Source organism: Capnocytophaga sp. HP1101 (genome assembly GCF_054772415.1).
In genome coordinates this window covers 38997-58741 of the sequence record NZ_BPUU01000015.1, presented here as the reverse complement: position 1 = coordinate 58741, position 19745 = coordinate 38997, and the positions used below count along the sequence as shown (strand labels likewise).

Below are 19745 nucleotides of genomic sequence, written 5' to 3'. Positions count from 1 at the left end.
CTCATTTCTATATGGGAAATACAAATTTTATTATCAGCAAATGGCTGAAAACACTCAAAATCCAGAGGAGTTTTTACAAAACTTTGACTGGGACAAATACCAAGAAGGTATTGACAGCGTACAAGAAGACCAATTGAAAAACTTTGAAGAATTGGTTAAAAACAATTTCGTTGATACACAAGACAACGAAGTAGTAGAAGGAGTTGTAACTCGCATCACTGATAGAGAAGCGATTATCGACATCAATGCAAAATCAGAAGGCGTTATCTCTCTCAACGAGTTTCGTTACAATCCTGACCTCAAAGTAGGTGACAAAGTGGAAGTGCTTATCGACATCCGTGAGGACAAAAACGGTCAGTTAGTACTTTCTCACCGCAAAGCACGTACGCTTAAAGCTTGGGATAGAATTAACTTGGCTTACGAAAATGGTGAAATCGTAAACGGTTTCGTAAAAAGCCGTACCAAAGGCGGTATGATAGTAGATGTATTTGGCATCGAAGCTTTCTTGCCTGGTTCACAAATTGATGTGAAACCTATCCGCGACTACGAGCAATTCGTGAACAAAACAATGGAATTCAAGATTGTGAAAGTAAATCACGAGTTCAAAAACGTAGTGGTTTCTCACAAAGCACTCATCGAAGCAGATATCGAAGAACAAAAGAAAGAAATCATCAGTCAGCTCGAAAAAGGACAAGTACTCGAAGGAGTTGTGAAAAACATCACTTCTTACGGTGTGTTCGTAGACCTTGGCGGTGTAGACGGATTGATTCACATCACCGACCTCTCTTGGGCACGTATCAACCACCCAAGCGAAGTGGTATCGGTAGACCAAAAATTGAACGTAGTTATCCTCGATTTCGACGACAACAAATCACGTATTCAATTAGGTTTGAAACAGCTTAGCAAACATCCTTGGGATGCTTTGGCTGACGACCTCAAAGTAGGCGACAAAGTGAAAGGTAAAGTAGTGGTAATTGCCGACTACGGTGCTTTTGTAGAAATCGCTGATGGTGTAGAAGGTCTTATCCACGTTTCTGAAATGTCTTGGAGTACTCACTTACGTTCTGCTCAAGACTTTGTAAAACTTGGAGACGAAGTAGAGGCTGTTGTCTTGACTCTCGACCGCAACGAGCGCAAGATGTCATTGGGTATCAAACAACTCACTCCAGACCCTTGGATTAACATCACTGAAAAATATCCTGTAGGTTCTAAACATACCGGTACTGTTCGTAACTTCACTAACTTTGGTGTATTCGTAGAATTGGAAGAAGGTATTGATGGTCTTATCCACATTACCGACCTTTCTTGGACTAAGAAAATTAAACACCCATCAGAATTTGTAAACTCTGGTGATAAGATTGAAGTAGTAGTACTTGAATTAGATGCTGAAGGACACAAATTGTCATTAGGACATAAACAGACAACCCCTAACCCTTGGGACAAATACGAAACTGAATTTGCCGTAGGTACAGTTCACAAAGGTACTATTTCTAAAATGGTAGACAAAGGTGCAACCGTTCCTTTCAACGAAGACATTTTAGCTTTTGTACCTTCTCGCCACTTAGAAAAAGAAGACGGCAAGAAATTGGGTAAAGGAGACACTGCTGAGTTCAAAGTAATTGAATTTAACAAAGAATTTAAACGTGTAGTAGCTTCTCACACAGCTATCTTTAAAGAAGAAGAAGAGAAAATAGCTAAAGAAGCTGCTGTAAATACCAGCTCATCTACAGTCGAAAAATCAACACTTGGTGACCTTGAAGCGTTACAAGAGTTGAAAGACAAGATGGAAAAAGAGAAGTAATTTAGTTTTTTTCATAATTTTTTGTTTTAATGAGGAAAAGTCGTTGCTGGGAAGTGACGACTTTTTTTATTTATCAAACACAAAAAAACCTCAGTACTAAAATTACTGAGGCTTATCAATTAGATATTAAATCTTACTTAAACTCTTTTTCGTGGCGTTTGCGTTCGTTCTCGTCTAAGTAGATTTTGCGTAAACGCATATTTTTAGGAGTTACTTCCACATATTCATCTTTTTGGATATATTCCAAGGCTTCTTCCAATGAAAACTTAATAGGAGGTGCTAATTTTACTTTCTCATCAGAACCTGCAGCACGCACATTGGTAAGTTTTTTAGTCTTTGTAACGTTTACAACGATATCTCCACTACGAGAGTTTTCGCCTATTACCTGACCTGTATAAATCTCTTCACCAGGGAAGATAAAGAACTTACCGCGGTCTTGCAGTTTATCAAGAGAGTAGGGAATGGCAGTACCTTGTTCCATAGAGATGAGCGAACCATTGATACGCCCTGCAATTTCACCCTTGAAAGGTTGGAACTCCAAGAAGCGGTGGTGGATAATTGCCTCGCCAGCTGTAGCAGTGAGCAATTGGTTGCGCAAGCCTATAATACCACGTGACGGGATGATAAATTTAATAATCATACGTTCGCCTTTGGGCTCCATACTTAACATTTCACCCTTGCGCAAAGTAACTAAATCTACCGCTTTACCACTTACATTCTCAGGCAAGTCGATAGTAAGCTCTTCTACAGGCTCACATTTGACACCGTCGATTTCTTTAATGATTACTTGAGGTTGCCCAATTTGCAATTCATAACCCTCACGGCGCATTGTTTCGATGAGTACAGAAAGGTGCAATACCCCACGACCATAAACGATGAACTTATCGGCACTATCGGTAGGTTCTACGCGTAAAGCGAGGTTTTTCTCCAATTCGCGCTCCAAACGTTCTTTGATGTGGCGGGAGGTTACAAACTTGCCGTCTTTGCCAAAGAAAGGAGAGTCGTTGATAGTGAAGAGCATACTCATAGTAGGCTCATCGATAGCGATGGTAGGGAGTGCTTCAGGATTTTCATAATCGGCAATAGTATCGCCGATTTCAAAGCCTTCTAAGCCTGCAATCGCACAGATATCGCCTGCTTGTACTTCGTCAACTTTCTTACGCCCTAAACCATCGAACAAGTGCAATTCTTTGATTTTAGATTTCACAATTATTCCATCGCGCTTCATCAGGGAGATATTCATACCCGCTTTTAGTGTACCGCGGTGCAAACGACCGATAGCGATACGTCCTGTAAAAGTAGAGTAGTCCAATGAAGTGATGAGCATTTGCAAACTACCTTCTTCTATTTGAGGAGCAGGAATATGTTCAACCACCATATCAAGCAACGGAGCGATGCTATCGGTCTTCTTATGCCAATCTTCTGACATCCAGTTTTGTTTAGCTGAGCCATATACAGTAGGAAAATCGAGTTGCCAATCTTCAGCACCGAGTTCAAACATCAAGTCAAATACAGCCTCGTGCACCTCATCAGGAGTACAATTTTCTTTATCAACTTTGTTGATTACCACGATAGGTTTCAACTTCATTTCGATAGCCTTTTGAAGTACAAAGCGCGTTTGTGGCATTGGTCCCTCAAAGGCATCGACGAGCAAGAGCACGCCATCGGCCATATTGAGCACTCGTTCTACTTCACCACCAAAGTCGGCGTGGCCAGGGGTATCAATGATGTTAATTTTGATATCTTTGTAAACTACAGATACATTTTTAGAGAGGATAGTAATCCCTCGTTCGCGTTCGAGGTCGTTGTTATCTAATATCAGTTCACCTGAATCTTGATTGTCGCGGAAGAGAGCGCAGTGGTGTAAAATCTTGTCTACTAAAGTAGTTTTGCCGTGATCGACGTGGGCAATAATAGCTATATTTCTAATAGCGGTCATAGATATTAATTTGTGTTTTAAAAAATTTGAGGGTGCAAAAGTACGAAGTAATTAGCAAATTAGCAAATCCGTAAATCGACAGTCATTGTCATTTCTGATATTACTTAGTGTATTTTTGTATTAATTTACTATCTTTGCCCTCTATTTAAAAACATTATGTTTCAATCTATCAAAAAAGAAGCTTTATTGCTGTTGCGCGATGTGGGGGCATTGGTGATCCTCTTTGCGATGCCTTTGCTGTTGGTGGTGACTATCACGCTGTTGCAGGATGGCGCTTTTAAGAATATCAGCGAACAGAAAACAGCCGTACTATTAGTAGATAACGACGGTGGCGAGATTGCCCAAAATATCAGTAAAAACTTAGAAGGCAGTGCGTTCCAAATGGTGAAAACCTTAAACGGAAAGCCTATCAGTGAGGCGGTGGCACGCGAAGAAGTGCTCAAGGGCAACTACCTATTGGCCATTGTGATCCCCTCGCAACTTTCCTCTGATTTGCAAAACAAAGTACAAGCAGAAGTAAGCACAATTATCAACGCCTTTGCGGGGGAAGAGGCTGCCCCTCAGGCAATTGCTTATACGGCTAAGGAAATACGCCTCTACTTCGACCCTACTTTGCAAACTTCCTTTAAAGAAAGCGTGAAGAGCGGTATTGATAAATTGTTATACCAAATTGAAAACCAGTTTATATACCAAGCTTTTGAACGCGAGTTAGACGAAGGGATGACCCTACCTAAAACCGAAGCTTTGGTGAGTTTTCGCGAAATCAACCCCAATACGGCTACCACAGCAATCCCAAATGCTACCCAGCACAATGTTCCAGCGTGGGCACTGTTTGCTATCTTCTTCATTACTATCCCACTATCGGCGAGTATTGTAAAGGAAAAAACACAAGGTACAGGCTTAAGACTCTTCACCTCCCCCCTACCCTACTCGGCTTTGCTCACCGCTAAAGTAATTGTCTTTTTGATGATTAGCTTATTGCAATTCGGTTTGATGGTGGTGATGGGCGTATTCGTATTCCCCTACTTGGGTTTACCTATCTTAGAAGTGAGTGGCAAGCTCTTAGGGCTCTTGGCGGTAGCGATTTGCTCGGGGCTTTCGGCTATTGGCTTAGGGGTACTCTTAGGCACACTCGCCAAAACGCAAGAACAATCGGCACCCTTAGGAGCTACCCTTACCGTACTTTTTGCAGCTATAGGAGGCGTGTGGATCCCCACCTTTGCAATGCCTCACTTGATGCAACTGCTCTCCAATATTTCCCCTATGAACTGGGGCTTACAAGCCTTTTACGACGTACTGCTGAGAGACGGCGCTTGGGGTAGTTTGCTCCCCAAAATGGGCGCTTTGCTGCTCTTTTTTATCACTTGTATTCTTATTTCTATTTGTTATGACAAAGCTAAAAGAAACGTATAAATCCACCAAATTATCAGAAAGCCTTACTATTACTGTGCGCTTTAGCGAAACCGATCCACTGGGCATTGTGTGGCACGGCAACTATATCAAATATTTTGAAGACGGACGAGAAGCTTTTGGTAGAAAATACGGCATTTCGTACCTTGATGTAGAACGCGAAGGCTATGCCACGCCCATTGTGAAGAGCGTATGCGAACACAAGAAGATGGTGCGCTACGGCGAACGCTTGCGCATTGAAACACACTATATCCCCACAAATGTAGCAAAACTCATCTTTCAGTATTTTATCTACAACGAAGCTGATGAATTAGTGTGTACAGGAGAAACTGTACAGGTATTTACTTCTTTAGAAGACAATAGTTTGTCGCTGTATAAGCCTAAGTTTTTTGAAGAATGGGCGAAAACAATTGATAATTGACAATTATCAAAAAAACAGCTTTTTTCTTGTTTTTGAAGGTTATTTTTCTTACTTTTGCAAAAATTTCTAAGCACAATGAGAGGTGTTATATATACAGAAGTATTTGTAAAAAAGGTCTATGAAAAATTAACCAATGAAGGGTTTGATATAGATGCAAAAAGAAGTTGTATAAGTTTTATGTTTTTTGTCAAAACAGAGGGAGAGCATCAGTTTGAAATTGGACTTCGCTTTACGAGAAATAGGTTCACAACCTACGTAAACTATCGGAATCTCTTAGTTTTAGAGCAGTTGAAAGCATTGGGTATTAGCCCTTTTCACAGTGAATTAATAGGGTGTACTTTTTCTGAGATCCCAGACAAATATTCTTTTGGTAGACGTTTGACACCTGAGGAACTTAGAAAACACACTATGATACGCTATAAAGAGCCTGAGGAACTTTTTGAAGAATGGGAAGAATATTATAAAACTATTATGATACCTTTTCTCAATGAATGTTATGACATCAAAAAAGTATACAATTGGGTAGTTCAAGAAAATATAGAGACTAAACCTTACCTTTATGACCAATGTCTTTTTTTCTACTTTGTAGGCAAAATGGCAAACATATCTAATGAAGAACTAAAAAAATTATTCGATACATATAGTGAAAGAGTTAAAGAAGGAGCTCCTTACAACTCTTATGAGAAATTTTTACTTTTAAAAAATAAAGTCCTAAAAGAATTAAAATGAAAGAATTTATTAAAAAATTAGACTTCTACATAGAGTCTTACGATGTAGAAAAAGAACTTTACAAACGTGGAAAAAAATGGCGTAAAAAAGGCTATCTCAAAAAAGAACAATTTATGCAAATTTGCTTGTGGAAATCACGCCGTGCTAAAAAAAGATATGATTCCAACGATGCAACTCTTGTAAAGAAAATCACCCAAGAAGCCTTTGCAGAAAGTGACGAAAAGAAAAAAATAGAGAAGCTTACAGAACTCAAAGGTGTAAGAATTCCGGTCGCTTCTGCAATTTTAAGTGTAACAGATAGAGATAATAACTATCCTATTATTGATGTTCGTTGTGTATGTGCTTTAGAAGACCTTGGTGAAATCGATTGGGTAGACATTACCATTGAAAATTGGGATAAGTATTTAACTAAAATTAGAAACCTTGCTAAGCAATATGGCAAAACAGCTCGAGAAATAGAAAAAGGACTTTTCGCTTTCAACCGAATCTATTTAGATTCAAAAATGATAAGTTTAGAAGATGCTATAGCTGAAAAGAGAGAGAAGTATCGAAAAATAAAAGCTAAAACAAAAAAGTAAAACAAAAAAACTTTGTCAAAGTTTGAAGTTTTGACAAAGTATGTAATTAATTTAACGGTTTGCGTTTATCTACAAATTTCATCGGTTTGCGACTGCCTAAAGGATAGAGTTGTTGTTCAATTTGGGCAATATCGCAGAACTCAATCTTAGGCACTACCCTCAGCTTGGCGCGGAAGTGATTACTAATCTGTTCGCGCAAGGTTTCAGAAGGCGTTTTGGTGCCTATCTTGATGAGAATTTCATCGGTGAGGATGTCGTTCGTATTGATTTCAATGATGTAGTTCTCTATCGCCTCAAAGTTAGTGAGCAAATCCATCAAAGCAGGGGGATAGAGAGTCGTTCCTTTATACTTAATCATCTGTTGTTTGCGTCCTAATACCGGACTCACTCGCGCTGTATGTCGGCCGCAACTGCATTCTGAAGTGTGCATTGCTACAATATCGCCTGTACGGAATCGCAACAGTGGCATTCCTTCAACCCCTAAAGTAGTGATCGTGAGTTCGCCACTCTCTCCATCGGGGACGGGATACCCCTCATCGTCTAATACTTCGGTGATGATGAGTTCAGGGTGGTGATGCCCACCTTGCTGGTACTCACATTCGGTAAAAGTCGTGCTCATTTCAGTAGACGCATACGTAGAATACAACTGCAATCCCGGCCATTTTTCGGTAATCTTCTGAGCCAAAAGCGTAGGTGTAAAATCCTGATTGCGCAAGGCTTCGCCTATACACACTACCCCCTTCACCGATGAGGCGCGATAATCAATGTTATTTTTCTCGGCAAATTCAATCATCTTCAGCACAAACGAAGGCACCGCAATGAGATATTTAGGCTCGTACAAGCGGATAGAATCCCATTGCAATTCAGGGATACCCGCTCCTACCCTAATAATGCTCGCGCCCATCTCACGTATACCTAAGAAATAAGCCAGTCCCGCCATAAAACGGCGGTCGATAGTAGTCATCAGTTGGACAACATCGCCTTTTTGAATGCCTGCACAAGCCAGCGAAATCGCTTCGTTGTAAGCCAAGCGGTTCAAATCCTTATCCGTAAGTCCAAAAGTAACGGGGGTGCCTAAAGTGCCAGAGGTAGAAGCATAATCGACGATAGCGCTTTTGGGCACGCAAAGGAAAGCGTCGTTCTCACGCTGGAGGTCGTCCTTATGAGTGGTGGGAATTTGTTGTAAATCGGCAAGGGTACGGATTTCATCAACATTAATACGATGTTTGCGGAAGAGCTTTTGGTAAAAAGCTGATTTTTCATTGAGGTATTGCAGTAGTTCGCGCAATTTAGCTTCTTGAAAAGCTACAATTTCAGCCTTTGATTGGGTTTCTATGGTTGGAATCAGTGTGTTCATTGTTTTTATAAACTTTGTCAAAGTCCTCGCTTGGGGCAAGGACTTTGACAAAGTATTTTATTTAAAAAGTCGTTTTAAAGAGTTAAAAAATCCCTTTTCTACTACGTCTATGCCAATACCAAAATTGCTATCGGCCATAGTGTGATAGTCTTCGCGAATAGGTTCTAACTTGTTCAGTGGCAACTCAATATTAGTGAGAGGATTGTACTCAACAATCACTTTACCAGAGTTCTTAGTGATGAACTTTTGGGTTTTGTGAGTAAAGTAGTCGTTCTTGATATCGCACTCTTGTACAGTGTATTTCTCTTTCGTATCAATATTTTCATCGGTTTTGAGCTCAATTTCGTAACGTTCGCTATCGAAGTTATGCCAGAAACTCGCATCGCTGTGCTGGTGTTCGCGAATACTGTTTTTGAGCACGCTACCATCGTAGTACATCAAGAAACGGCGACCTTCGGTATCCACAAAGTAAGGTTGCTCAATAGTCGCCTCATACTTCACTACAAATTCGTTTTCCACTTTATCGTCCTTCACAATTTGCAAAGTCGCATCTTTGAAAATCTCGCGGAAATCCTTGCCTTTGCGGTCGTTCACGTAGTTGAGCGCATAGAAGAGCGAGTTGTTCCAGCTATCCAAACGCTCGTTCTTGTTGCTCGATTTGAAGTAACCACGCATCGCGTTGGCACGGTTGTAGCGATAAGTAGTGAGCAACTGGATTTTGCCTGTGTTGCCTTTGGCGTCTAAGCTGATGCGTTCATCGATACAAAAGTCGTCAAAACGAGTAGGTTTGCGCACTTGTAGCTCTTGGTTAGGTAAGATTTCCATATAGTGGCAGAAAGAAATCACAGCGCGTTTTTCCAATTTGCCAAACTCATTACGAGCAGTGGCATCTATAAAATATTCTTTGCCTTTGTAGTTGATTTTCACTACCACGTGGTTGAACGAAAGCAAGGATGGGAGGTAGAACTGCAAGTAATAATCGGAATTGTAGTTCACCAATACCACAGAAGCCTCTACCCCAAGATAGTTGAGTATAGACTTGAGTAGCACACACTTCGCTTTACAGTCGCCTTGCTTATTTTGATAGGTAAGCGCAGGAGCTTGCGGTTTGTGACCGTTCATCTCATCGGCGTTGTACACGTAGTAAATGTTGTTCTGTACAAACTCAATAGCATACTGTAATTTCTCGTCGAGCGTAGCCATACCGTTGAGTTTCTCCACCAAATCAGGAGCAAAATCAGCGGGTTTGGCATTGAACACCTCTTCATAAAGCGGATAAATATAGTTAGATAACTCTTTCCAAGTGCTATCAGTAGCAAAATCAATAAAAGGAAAGATTTCGCGATTAGGGTCTACCGGATTAATGTAGTTCTCTTGCAGTACTTCAAAGGCTTCGCCTTGTGCTAAATACTTCACTTGACTTGGGATTACATTACCTTGTTCATCGCGGAAGAACACATCTTTATAAGCTACACGTTTGTTGCGATTGTTAATCAGCTTAAAGTGGTATTTACCATATGCCCAATAGGTATCAGGCGTTACATACACGTACTTCATAAAGTCACGACGCAAGAACTCTTTCTCGGTAAACACTTTGGTTTTAGTGTCTTCCAAAATGAGAATATCGTCCAAGTGAAGGTCTTTGATAGAGAAGTTCAGCTTTTTAGAACTGCTGATGATCCCGCGTCCACTTTGACCTTCGTTGTCTAACACTTTGATAGTAGTATCGGCTGTTTTATCAATCAACTGACCATTGCGATACACACTGATGCGATGGATAGTGAAGTATTCGTTTTCCTCAAGGATCATATCGTACATTGAGGCGCGTTCCAAGTTCTCAGGCTGAGTGAGGGTATAAGCCATCAAGGTATAGTCGGACGTGCTATCGTCGTCTACTCTGCTGTATTTATGTAAGAAATAGCAGTAATCGCGCCCCTCGTCGGTTTGTTCGCGAGAGAAGTCAGTTTCTACTAAAAGTTTTTCCATTTCGCTGTCCGAAAGGGAGCTTGTCCAATCACCTGCTTCAGTAAAGCGGTATAGTTCTTTTTCTTCTGTTTGCACTTTGTTAGTTTAGAGTTTTAAATTAAACGTTAGCTGTCTTGCGTAATTGGGTGCAAAGATAATATTTTTTTGCTATTCAACAAAAAAACCTTATGCTTCTTTCATTCCCAAGCCGTTATCAATCGCATACGCCATATTCTCAATGATATGCTTGTGTTTCGTAACAAACGGATTGGTAGTATCCCACACATAACCTGCAAGCACAGCACATATCTTCTTCTTCACCTCTTCATTGGCAGGCTGATGAAAAAAGAGTGTTTGCAAATTGCCTGTATACCACTCTCTTACATAAGAAGTAAACACATCAATACCTCTTTGCATATAGTCGGTGTACTCTTTTTGCCAATCTACTTTTTCACCTGAAAGTTCGCGTTTCACGAGTTTAGCTGCTAACATCCCCGATTCGGTAGCAAAAGCCACCCCTGAAGAGAACACAGGGTCGAGAAACTCGGTACTGTTACCCGTGAGTACAAAACCGTTACCAAAGAGCTTTTTCACGGAACAAGAGTAGCTTTGTATTTTATTGGGTTTGAACAGAAAATCGGAATGTTCAAAGCGTTCGCGGTAGAAATCAGAGCTTTTGATAGCTTTGCGCAAAGCTTCTTCGGTATCGCCCGAAGCCGATAAACTGTTGATATAGTGAGTAGGACCTACGATGCCTACGCTGGTATTGCCATTCGAGAACGGAATGACCCACAACCACACTTCGCGTTCCAATACGTCAAATGAAATGAGCGTGCCTTCCTCGCCTGCTGGACGTACCTTATCCTCTTTGATATGGGTGAAGATAGAGGAATGATCGTCTAATTTAGAAGGTGAATTGAGGTCTAACAAGCGGGGTAATACGCGACCATAACCACTGGCATCGATTACAAATTTAGACGTAATTTCGGTAAGTTCGCCATTCGCATCTTTCACAGTAGTTACCTGATGGTCGGGGAAGAATTGCACATCGGTAACCTCAGTTTCAAAGGTGAGGTTTACACCCTTGCGAATCACCTCCTGCGCCAATACATTGTCAAAATCGGCACGAGGCACTTGCCACGTCCAATCCCAACCCTTGCCGTACTTTTTGCTAAAATCGAACTGACACACTTGCTCGCCACGGATAAAGCGTGCACCCCATTTCACTTCGTATTTTTGGGCTCGCAAAGCAGGCATAAAACCCGCTTCATCAAAATGATCCATCACGCGAGGGATAAGGCTTTCGCCTACTACCAAGCGCGGAAATTTAGTTTTTTCAACTACGCGCACCTTCACGCCGTTGTTGTGCAAATAAGCTGCTGATACACAACCCGAAGGTCCAGCGCCAATTACCAATACTTCTGTTACTTCTTTTTTCATTAATACTGCTTTTTTAAGAGTTACGAGGCAAGTATAGTATTTTTTTGCGAAACTACGCCTCTTCGCTATGAATAAAACGTTTTTTAGCCCAAAGTTCGTCCTCTGTTTCTTTATGGTCGTCATCGGGCACACAGCAATCCACAGGACATACGGCAGCGCATTGAGGTTCGTCGTGAAATCCAATACATTCAGTACACTTATCTGCCACAATAAAGTAAATATCATCACTGATAGGTTGCTGAGGTTCGTCGGCATCTACTTCCAAGCCACTGGGCAATACCACTCTCCCTTTTAAGGTCGTACCATCACTATAGCGCCAGTTATCAGCACCTTCATAGATAGCATTGTTAGGACATTCTGGCTCGCAAGCCCCACAGTTAATACAATCGTCAGTTATTATTATAGCCACTTGAGTTTTATGTTTTTAGTTATGAATTATCAGTTAAAAAGGGTGCAAAGATAATACTTTTATTTTTATTATTCAACTATCCCTCACAATCACCTTCTACAAACGGCTCCATTCCTCCTTTTTTGCAAGCCTTATCCTTCATCATTTCTCCGTCTTTCCTTCGTCTCTTCTTTATCTGCCTGTGTGGCTCACACTATCTGCCTGTGTGGCTCGCACCGTCTTTTGTCGCTACATTCCCCCTTTGGAGGTTGTCCGCGAGAGCGGAGTAAGTGAATAGGGGGAGGTTACCTTCCTCATTTCTCTATATGCCTGTGTGGCTCACACTATCTGCCCGTGCGGCTCGCACCGTCTTTTGTCGCTACATTCCCCCTTTGGAGGGGGCTAGGGGGAGGTTTCCTTCGCCTTTCCTTCATTCACTCTCTACCTACTTGCCTGTCGTGCTACGACTGCCCGTGTTGCTAACTCTTTTCTCTCTTCACCTAATTAACATTTTTTAACTCTCGCCCTCTTCACTTTTAACTACTCACTATCAACCTTTTATATAGCTATTGTATAACAATCGTCCAACATTCGTATAAGGTTCCTATAAGCTTTCTATAAGCTAACCATACAATGATACCATCTCAACCACACTTCCGAATTAATTCGATTTATTCCAAAATTATTTTTATATATTCCTTTATTTTATCTTTTAACTTTTATCATTATCGGTATTATATATTAAAAGGACTGCTAGAGAATCTCTAACAGTCCTTTCACTTTTTACCTTTTACTCACATACCCAGCTGTGAGCCCTCGCTGGCTTTACCTTTTACCTGTTATTTGCTTTCCCATTCTACTTTTCGCGATACGTACATCACGATAGCCAAAATGGTGAATAAACCAATACTGCCTACTAATAAAGCATAGCTTTCAAGCTGGATAATCACGTAGATAAAACCGTAAATTGCAGCGAGCGAAAGTCCGATGAAGGTAGGAAACTTCTTGTTTTTCAATATCGAAACCGAGTACAAACTGATAAGTCCTATGGTCATTAGCGAGGAGATGAAATAGGCAAATGAGAAACTGCTGTGCTCTGTAATGGAGATGAGCAATGTGTAGAACAACACCAATGCCAAGCCTATCATCGAGTATTGGAAGATGTGAATCTTGATCTTGCTAATGCTCTGTATCAAGAAGAATATCAAGAAAGTGAGAAAAATCACCAAATACCCGTATTTAGCAGCACGTTCATTCTGCTGGTACTGGTCTACCGGAATGATAAAATCTACCTCGTAAGTGTATTGCGCAATGCTAGGTAAACTCCCAAACGACTGTTGTGCAAACGGGCGGTTGATGTGTAACACCTTCCACGAAGCGTTAAACCCATTGCTGTTTATCTGCTTGTCGTAAGGCAAAAAGTTCCCTGTAAAGCTGGGGTTCGCCCAATTGGAAGTGAGGGTACCCTCGGTAGTCTTCCCAATAGGTACAATGGCTATTTTTTTACTGCCGTCGTACTGCACCGTAAAGCTAAACGCTGGGTTCGCCAAAAAATCTTGATAGTTGATAAAGTTCGTTTCAAGCGAAGCCACCTCGTTACTGCTACTTTCGTCGTCATTGTAGTAATAATTGTCGTTGTCGCGCTTCTCATAGATAGGCTCAAAAGTGTACTCCTTGCCTCCCAACTTAATGCTCACCCCGTTCTTGATACTCGCGAGGTTGGTAGTGCGAATGAGAATTGTAGCCTTATCCCAACTGATATCCTCATTAGCAATCCCTTTGACGCTAAAATCAGGGGCTACATAGCGACCTGTAAAGTCCATACTCGCATTGAACACCACCGATTCGTAGTTGTTGCGCTTCTTCACCTCAGTCTTCACATTGGAAGTATTTTTGAGCTCTTCAGGGAAGAAATAAGCATACTGAGTCTCAAAAACATTCTTATTCCTGTCGGTATACACCTTATAAGGGATTTTGAGAATAGGCCCATAGAAAAAGACCTCGCGTCCCCATTTGCTATCAATTTCATTGATAACCTCCTGCTGACGCTGTTTGCGTTCGCTCACTAAGTTTTGCACCAATAAAAGCGGAATGAGCAATACCAAAGTAAGCGCCCCGATAAGCACCAAACGAAACGTGTTTGATTGCCATACATTAGATGTTGTTGATGGTTTTTCTGGAAACATAATATTTAAATTTATAATTAATAATTCACATTAAACAATTAACATTTAACAATTAATAATTAATACTAAAAGCACTTTGTATTTCAAAGTGTCTTCCTAAAAAATAAGACGCTTTTGCGTCGCTACAGTTCCCCCTCTTGGAGGGGGCTAGGGGGAGGTCAATTCCTAAGATTTTGACAAAGTCTAATTTTCTAATTTGCTAATTTTCAAATTCTTTAATTTCTTAATCTCCTATTTTCCCAATAATTTTTTCCAGCGCATTCAAGTGTTCTTGAAACGCTTCCCTACCTTTTTTCGTTACTTTATAGTTGGTATTAGTTTTGCGTCCCACGAATGATTTTTCAATAGTGATATACTCTTCAGCCTCCAAGGCACGGGTATGGCTTGCCAGATTGCCGTCGGTTACGCCCAAAAGTTCCTTCAGGGTATTAAAGTCGGCACTGTCATTGACCATCAGCACCGACATAATTGCTAAGCGTATGCGGTGGTCAAAAGCTTTATTAATATGTGCTAAAAAAGTCTTCAAATTAGGTGTTAGGTATCAGGTGTTAGGTGTTAGGTGTTAGGTAAGTAAAACTATTTCTTTTTAGGTTTGATATAGAAATTCTTATCGCTCAAGATATTTGCAATTATATAATTCCCTTGGCTATTTTTCTTTAATTGATACTCCACACAAGTCCTCTTTTTCTCCCAATTGGATAACAAAAAACATACTCTATATTTCTCATCGCCTAAAGGGGTAATGCTCAAACTCCTATGAATAGACTTTGCGTCATAGTCTTGTGCTTGTATAAAAGGATCATAGCCAGGTGAAGCGTCTTCGCGTGAAGGAGGAAATACGTTATTAAGTAATTCTTTGGATACATACTTCTGAAATAAGTTCTCTTTGCTATCCAAAGCATCGTCATAAACTACTGTATAGAACTCCTTTAAAGTTGTTATTGCTTTTTGAGTTTGTGCAGAGGCTTGAGTATAAGTTATTAAAAAAAGCCCTATTATAAAAAATCTTGTTTTCATTGTGATATACATTAACCGTCCCAACCAATGTCGGTAATTTGTTTGTCGTCAAAATCTATTTCCATCAGATGGTCAATCGTGTAAATATCGCCTCCTGAGATATGCGCTGCAATGCCTTCTTTCCCTACCCACATACTGCCACTGTATACTTCCAAAGTGTCATACCAATTGTCATCGGCCTTAGGGGTATATTCAGTACAATGTTCGTTATAGTAGTCAATAAGCGTTGTCTTGGCATCCGAAAGCCATTGTAAATAGTCTTTTATTTTGTTAAAACAGCTTTCTATAGAAAGAGTTTTATCAACAAAGAAAGAAAAATTCTTGCCTTCTACTTCTTTGTTGAAGATAACCACTTTCTTATCCGAAAGAATATACTTAAACTCCTCCAAAGAAAACTCTTCTTCTACTTTCTCAAAATCACTAATTTGAAAAGATTGTTGCTTGTGTTTTACCCTCAGTTTGCGAATATCTTTGATGCAAAAAGTGTCTTTATGTGATTTGGCTTTGCTCTCCAAGACTACCAATTTGCTCTTGTCCTTATAGTTAGCAGGGTCGGCAATGCGCTGGAAAGTTTCATAAGCCGAAAGATGGTATTCCAATAGCGTATAGACATCGGTGAGAATGCGCTCTTCTTCTTTAGTGCGATCCCTTTTAGTTTGCAGGTCGTACAACAAGTCGTACAGTCCTGTGGCACTTTCGTGTGAGCCTCCCGCTTTGCGAAAAGCATTAGACGCATCGATATAACGTTTTAAGAGTTCTGTCATCATTATTCTTTATTTTTTGCCCTTTCGTATTTGAAATGCATTACCCCTCCGTAGAGAATATGGCATACGCCAAAACCCAAAGTCCAAAACAGCAATCCGTAACCTGGGAAATACACAGCCAACAAGCCTAAAACAATCTCGGTAATCCCCAAGTAATGCACATCGCCAAAGGTGTATTTACTCACATTCACACAGGCCAATCCGTAGAAGATGAGCGTCATAGGCGCCAAGAGTCCGTAGTAGCCATTCTTGATGAGCAACACACTTAGGAGTCCGCCGGTGAGCAACGGGATAGCAAAGTTGTACAAGGCGCGTTTGGCGGTGGGGGTTACTAAGCTCTCCCCATTGCGTTTGGCTTTGCGTGCCGAAAGCAAGTAAGCTGTTACTAACGAAGCGAGTAATACCGCTAAGGCAATTCCTACAATAGCTTTAAAAGTTCTGCTCTCAATATACACGTACGGATAATAGATATAATGATGTTCCAATAACATATACACCCCAGCCGCGCCTATGAGGGCATACACGCCAGCCAATACCCCCGAGAGGCCGCTGAGCGACAAAAACAGGGTAGACTTACGCATCATCTGGCGTATCTCGTATAAATCGTTTAAATATTTATTCTCTTCCATAGCGAAGCACTTTGTGGCGCAAAGTAAGTGATAATAATCATAACTGCCAAATATTTTTACTACTTTTTTCTCAAATATTTCAAACACATACTGTAAATGAGTATCTTATATATAAATAATCAGTGCCAAAGTGCTAATACTTTGGCACTGATTATTCGAAATAAATGAGAAATTCTTATTCTAATAACCAAAGAGTTCCTCTAAAGAAAGCTTTTTAAACTCTCCTATTTTCTGAAGTTCTTCTTTTGAAAGATTCTTTTCTGAAGCTAATATTACATAAGTGTAAGGTTTCTTAGATAAATATTTGTCGTGGAAAGCCTTCACATCTTTCATTGTGATATTATCTACACTGTCGTAAATATTCTTTCTAATATCATAATTTAAGCCTAATTCTTTAGAATCTAAATAGCTCTCAATGATGTCGCCTTGAGTAATACGCTGTGTTTCTATCTCTTGCTTGATTTGCTTTTTAGCTAAATCAAGATTCGCAGGCAATTCAGGCATAGTAGTAAGTAGCTCGTTCATCGCTTCTACTGCTTCCTTGAACTTATCAGCTTGTGACCCTACATAACCTACAAAGGTGTATTTATCATCTTTCTTTCTTGGAGTACCGTAATAACCAAAAGTGCTATAAGCTAAGGCTTTACTTTCGCGAATGGTTTGGAATACTAATGACCCCATTCCTCCACCAAAGTAATTGTTGAATATACTCACAACAGTACTTTCAGCAGGATTGTAGGTTACTGTATTGCGCAACCAGCGGGTTTCTGCTTGCACCATATCGTAATCGGCAAAAAACACTTGGTTTTTAGTTTGTTCTACCTTCTTGAACTCCTTCTTAGGAGCTACTTTAGCAAACTTGGCAGGCACTTTGTGAAGTGTTTTTAATTTAGCAGTAAGGTTTGAAAGAGTAGCAGGTCCGTAATACAAAACTGTTTGCTCTACATTGTTTACGCCTTTGAGCTTATCTACCAATTCTTTCCCTGTAATAGCTGATATTTCAGTATTAGATAAAGTGTAATTAAATCGGTTTTTAGCTCCATAAGTAGCATAACCTGTTAAGGCATTCATAATAGCACCACGATTCGCTTTGGCATCAACACGCGATTTGGCAATTCGTGCTTTCAACGCTTTTAAGGCTTCTTCGTCTACTTTCACATTCTGAATGAAATCTTCATAAATTTTCACCGCTGCTTCAAAGTTCTCTTGTAGCCCTTCAATGCTTACAGTAGTGTATTCTTCTCCTGCTGAAATCCTAAAACTTGAAGCTATCTTGTACAACTCTTTGGTAAGTTGTTCTGCCGATTTCTTATCGGTTCCCAAAAACTGACTGTAATTAGTTGCCATTGCTAACTTCAAATCGTTAAGAGAACCTACCTTATAACGGAAAGTAAGATGATACAATTCGTTATCTTTATTTTGCACGTAAAGCACTTCTGCTTTGCCTAATTTTCCCTTTTGTAAATCTTTATTGTAGTCTAAGAAAACAGGTTTTACAGGGGTACTTGGCATCTCGTTCACCATCTTCACAAATGCCGATTGTTTATCAGCGTTTGTTTCCACAGGGGTAATAGCTGGCTTTTCTATCTTCTCAACATTAGTGCGAGTTCCTTTTTCTTTATTGATAACCACATAGTTATTACCCAAGTATTTATTAGCAAAAGCTACCACATCTGCTTTAGTTACTTTTGATAAGTCGTTCACATAAGCCACTTGGTCTTTCCAATCGCGGTTATCAGTGAAAGCCGACATCAACATATTAGCACGATTGCTGTAAGATTCTGAGCTTTGAATAATATATTTCTTCATATTATTCACTATCGATGGAATAAGGTCATCGTCAAAATTACCTTTTTTAAGGTTTTCTATTTCACCCAAAATAAGGTCTTTTACTTGCGTTAACGATTGTCCTTGTGAAGGAGACCCTGAAAGGTATAACACTCCGTAGTCAATAAGTGTATAAGTAAATGCTCCTGCTCTAAGTAGTTTTTGCTTTTTCACAAGGTTCAAGTCAATGAGCCCTGCTTTACCGTTAGTAAGTATTTCTCCTACTAAGTCAGCTAAAAGCACATCTTTATCTTGGTTTCCTGGCAATCTGTACGCTATAACCACGCTTTCAGCATCAGGACCTACAATAGTTTTAGTAATAGGCGACGTAATAGGTGCTTCTTTCTCAAAAGTGTATTGAGGCACGGGCTTAGGCTGCATATAGCTAAAAGCTTTGTCTATTTCGGCAATGGCAGTGTCTGGATTGAAGTCTCCCGAAAGGATTACCGCCATATTGTTAGGTACATAATAAGTATGAAAATACTTGCGAATTTCTTTAAGCGATGGATTTTTAAGGTGTTCTACCGTACCAATAGTGGTTTGTAGCCCATAATTGTGCTTCTTGAAGAGTTCTCCAAATAGCGTTTCAAACACAAGGCTACCATCGCTATCAAGCGAACGGTTCTTTTCTTCGTATACAGCTTCCAGCTCAGTGTGGAATATACGCAACACAGGATTGCGGAAACGCTCTGCTTGCACAGTGATATATTTGTTCAGTGCATTTGCTGGCACATCGTCAGTATACACAGTTTTTTCAAACGAAGTAAAGGCATTAGTGCCTTGTGCTCCCATTGCCGTCATCATCTTGTCGTACTCATTGGCAATAGCAAACTTGCTCGCTACCCCCGAAACTGAGTCTATCAGTTTATAGATAGCCTTGCGCTTAGCAGGGTCTTTCGTCTGGTTGTACTCTTCGTAAAGGGCATCAATCTTGTCAAGCTGTACCTTTTCTTTAGCCCAATCAAGTGAACCGTACTTGTCTGTCCCCTTGAAGAGTAAATGCTCTAAGTAGTGCGCAAGCCCCGTATGTGTAGCAGGGTCAGTCTTACTTCCTGCTTTCACCGCTATATAGCACTGAATGCGGGGTTCTTTCTTTGTAGGACTCAATATCACAGTGAGTCCGTTTTTCAAGGTATAAAACCTTGCATTAGTGGGGTCGTGCGTCACATACTTGTACGTGTAACCGCCACTCTGAGCTTCTTTCCACTCATAGTTTTGAGCGAAAGCACCGAATGTTATAGCTACTGTAAAGAGCCATAAGAATAGATTTCTTTTCAACATATTTGGCGAATTA

16 protein-coding genes are annotated in these 19745 nt (G+C 40.3%); 5 read left to right on the top strand and 11 right to left on the bottom strand.

Annotation, left to right across the window (positions count from 1 at the left end; translation table 11 throughout):
• Window positions 1-40: 40 nt before the first annotated feature.
• Window positions 41-1801 carry a 30S ribosomal protein S1 gene (gene rpsA / locus RCZ04_RS09495; protein WP_460485798.1) on the top strand — a complete coding sequence of 587 codons (1761 nt, stop codon included), beginning with the start codon at window positions 41-43 and terminating at the stop codon, window positions 1799-1801.
• Between the two features lie 133 nt (window positions 1802-1934).
• Here rpsA and typA read toward each other — a convergent pair whose 3' ends face one another.
• A complete protein-coding gene (gene typA / locus RCZ04_RS09490; RefSeq protein ID WP_460485797.1) occupies window positions 1935-3740 on the bottom strand; it encodes a GTP-binding protein TypA/BipA in 1806 nt (601 codons plus the stop codon).
• 156 nt (window positions 3741-3896) lie between these two features.
• Here typA and RCZ04_RS09485 point away from each other — a divergent pair, with 156 nt between their 5' ends.
• From RCZ04_RS09485 to RCZ04_RS09470, 4 genes are all read left to right on the top strand, one after another.
• Window positions 3897-5153: an ABC transporter permease gene (locus RCZ04_RS09485; RefSeq protein WP_460485796.1), complete on the top strand. Its 1257-nt coding sequence runs from the start codon at window positions 3897-3899 to the stop codon at window positions 5151-5153.
• Window positions 5128-5571 carry an acyl-CoA thioesterase gene (locus tag RCZ04_RS09480; RefSeq protein WP_460485795.1) on the top strand — a complete coding sequence of 148 codons (444 nt, stop codon included), beginning with the start codon at window positions 5128-5130 and terminating at the stop codon, window positions 5569-5571. Before RCZ04_RS09485 ends, RCZ04_RS09480 begins: the two co-directional genes overlap by 26 nt.
• A gap of 75 nt (window positions 5572-5646) precedes the next feature.
• Window positions 5647-6300 (top strand): hypothetical protein, encoded by a 654-nt coding sequence (locus RCZ04_RS09475; protein WP_460485794.1) that lies wholly within the window; start codon window positions 5647-5649, stop codon window positions 6298-6300.
• Complete coding sequence (locus RCZ04_RS09470; RefSeq protein WP_460485793.1) at window positions 6297-6878, top strand: hypothetical protein; 582 nt, start codon at window positions 6297-6299, stop codon at window positions 6876-6878. The genes RCZ04_RS09475 and RCZ04_RS09470 overlap by 4 nt, the downstream gene beginning before the upstream one ends.
• Before the next feature lie 46 nt (window positions 6879-6924).
• Here the strand turns inward: RCZ04_RS09470 and RCZ04_RS09465 are convergent, their stop codons facing one another.
• The 10 genes from RCZ04_RS09465 to RCZ04_RS09420 all read right to left on the bottom strand — a co-directional run bounded on the left by RCZ04_RS09465 (window position 6925) and on the right by RCZ04_RS09420 (window position 19732).
• A complete protein-coding gene (locus RCZ04_RS09465) occupies window positions 6925-8235 on the bottom strand; it encodes a phenylacetate--CoA ligase family protein (RefSeq protein ID WP_460485792.1) in 1311 nt (436 codons plus the stop codon).
• A 57-nt stretch (window positions 8236-8292) separates the two neighbouring features.
• Window positions 8293-10296, bottom strand: coding sequence for a hypothetical protein (locus RCZ04_RS09460; protein WP_460485791.1), 2004 nt, complete (start codon window positions 10294-10296; stop codon window positions 8293-8295).
• Window positions 10297-10386: 90 nt separating this feature from the next.
• Complete coding sequence (locus RCZ04_RS09455) at window positions 10387-11640, bottom strand: NAD(P)/FAD-dependent oxidoreductase (RefSeq protein ID WP_460485790.1); 1254 nt, start codon at window positions 11638-11640, stop codon at window positions 10387-10389.
• A 52-nt stretch (window positions 11641-11692) separates the two neighbouring features.
• Complete coding sequence (locus RCZ04_RS09450) at window positions 11693-12049, bottom strand: 4Fe-4S dicluster domain-containing protein (protein ID WP_460485789.1); 357 nt, start codon at window positions 12047-12049, stop codon at window positions 11693-11695.
• Window positions 12050-12867: 818 nt separating this feature from the next.
• Window positions 12868-14214, bottom strand: coding sequence for a cell envelope integrity protein CreD (creD, locus tag RCZ04_RS09445; RefSeq protein WP_460485788.1), 1347 nt, complete (start codon window positions 14212-14214; stop codon window positions 12868-12870).
• Window positions 14215-14437: 223 nt separating this feature from the next.
• Window positions 14438-14740, bottom strand: coding sequence for a winged helix-turn-helix domain-containing protein (locus RCZ04_RS09440; protein WP_460485787.1), 303 nt, complete (start codon window positions 14738-14740; stop codon window positions 14438-14440).
• 50 nt (window positions 14741-14790) lie between these two features.
• On the bottom strand, window positions 14791-15231 hold the full coding sequence (locus RCZ04_RS09435; protein ID WP_460485786.1) for a YqhG/Tai3 family protein: 441 nt from the start codon (window positions 15229-15231) through the stop codon (window positions 14791-14793).
• 11 nt (window positions 15232-15242) lie between these two features.
• Complete coding sequence (locus RCZ04_RS09430; RefSeq protein ID WP_460485820.1) at window positions 15243-15995, bottom strand: hypothetical protein; 753 nt, start codon at window positions 15993-15995, stop codon at window positions 15243-15245.
• A 2-nt stretch (window positions 15996-15997) separates the two neighbouring features.
• On the bottom strand, window positions 15998-16624 hold the full coding sequence (locus RCZ04_RS09425; protein WP_460485785.1) for a hypothetical protein: 627 nt from the start codon (window positions 16622-16624) through the stop codon (window positions 15998-16000).
• Window positions 16625-16804: 180 nt separating this feature from the next.
• The gene (locus tag RCZ04_RS09420) at window positions 16805-19732 is read right to left on the bottom strand and encodes a M16 family metallopeptidase (protein WP_460485784.1); all 2928 of its coding nucleotides are present in this window, start codon (window positions 19730-19732) and stop codon (window positions 16805-16807) included.
• Window positions 19733-19745 lie beyond the last annotated feature (13 nt).

Excerpts from the sequence above, each read along its gene's own strand:
- rpsA (WP_460485798.1), top strand. The coding sequence starts at position 41 with ATGGCTGAAAACACTCAAAATCCAGAGGAGTTTTTACAAAACTTTGAC.
- typA (WP_460485797.1), bottom strand. The coding sequence starts at position 3,740 with ATGACCGCTATTAGAAATATAGCTATTATTGCCCACGTCGATCACGGC.
- RCZ04_RS09485 (WP_460485796.1), top strand. The coding sequence starts at position 3,897 with ATGTTTCAATCTATCAAAAAAGAAGCTTTATTGCTGTTGCGCGATGTG.
- RCZ04_RS09480 (WP_460485795.1), top strand. The coding sequence starts at position 5,128 with ATGACAAAGCTAAAAGAAACGTATAAATCCACCAAATTATCAGAAAGC.
- RCZ04_RS09475 (WP_460485794.1), top strand. The coding sequence starts at position 5,647 with ATGAGAGGTGTTATATATACAGAAGTATTTGTAAAAAAGGTCTATGAA.
- RCZ04_RS09470 (WP_460485793.1), top strand. The coding sequence starts at position 6,297 with ATGAAAGAATTTATTAAAAAATTAGACTTCTACATAGAGTCTTACGAT.
- RCZ04_RS09465 (WP_460485792.1), bottom strand. The coding sequence starts at position 8,235 with ATGAACACACTGATTCCAACCATAGAAACCCAATCAAAGGCTGAAATT.
- RCZ04_RS09455 (WP_460485790.1), bottom strand. The coding sequence starts at position 11,640 with ATGAAAAAAGAAGTAACAGAAGTATTGGTAATTGGCGCTGGACCTTCG.
- creD (WP_460485788.1), bottom strand. The coding sequence starts at position 14,214 with ATGTTTCCAGAAAAACCATCAACAACATCTAATGTATGGCAATCAAAC.
- RCZ04_RS09435 (WP_460485786.1), bottom strand. The coding sequence starts at position 15,231 with ATGAAAACAAGATTTTTTATAATAGGGCTTTTTTTAATAACTTATACT.
- RCZ04_RS09430 (WP_460485820.1), bottom strand. The coding sequence starts at position 15,995 with ATGACAGAACTCTTAAAACGTTATATCGATGCGTCTAATGCTTTTCGC.
- RCZ04_RS09425 (WP_460485785.1), bottom strand. The coding sequence starts at position 16,624 with ATGGAAGAGAATAAATATTTAAACGATTTATACGAGATACGCCAGATG.
- RCZ04_RS09420 (WP_460485784.1), bottom strand. The coding sequence starts at position 19,732 with ATGTTGAAAAGAAATCTATTCTTATGGCTCTTTACAGTAGCTATAACA.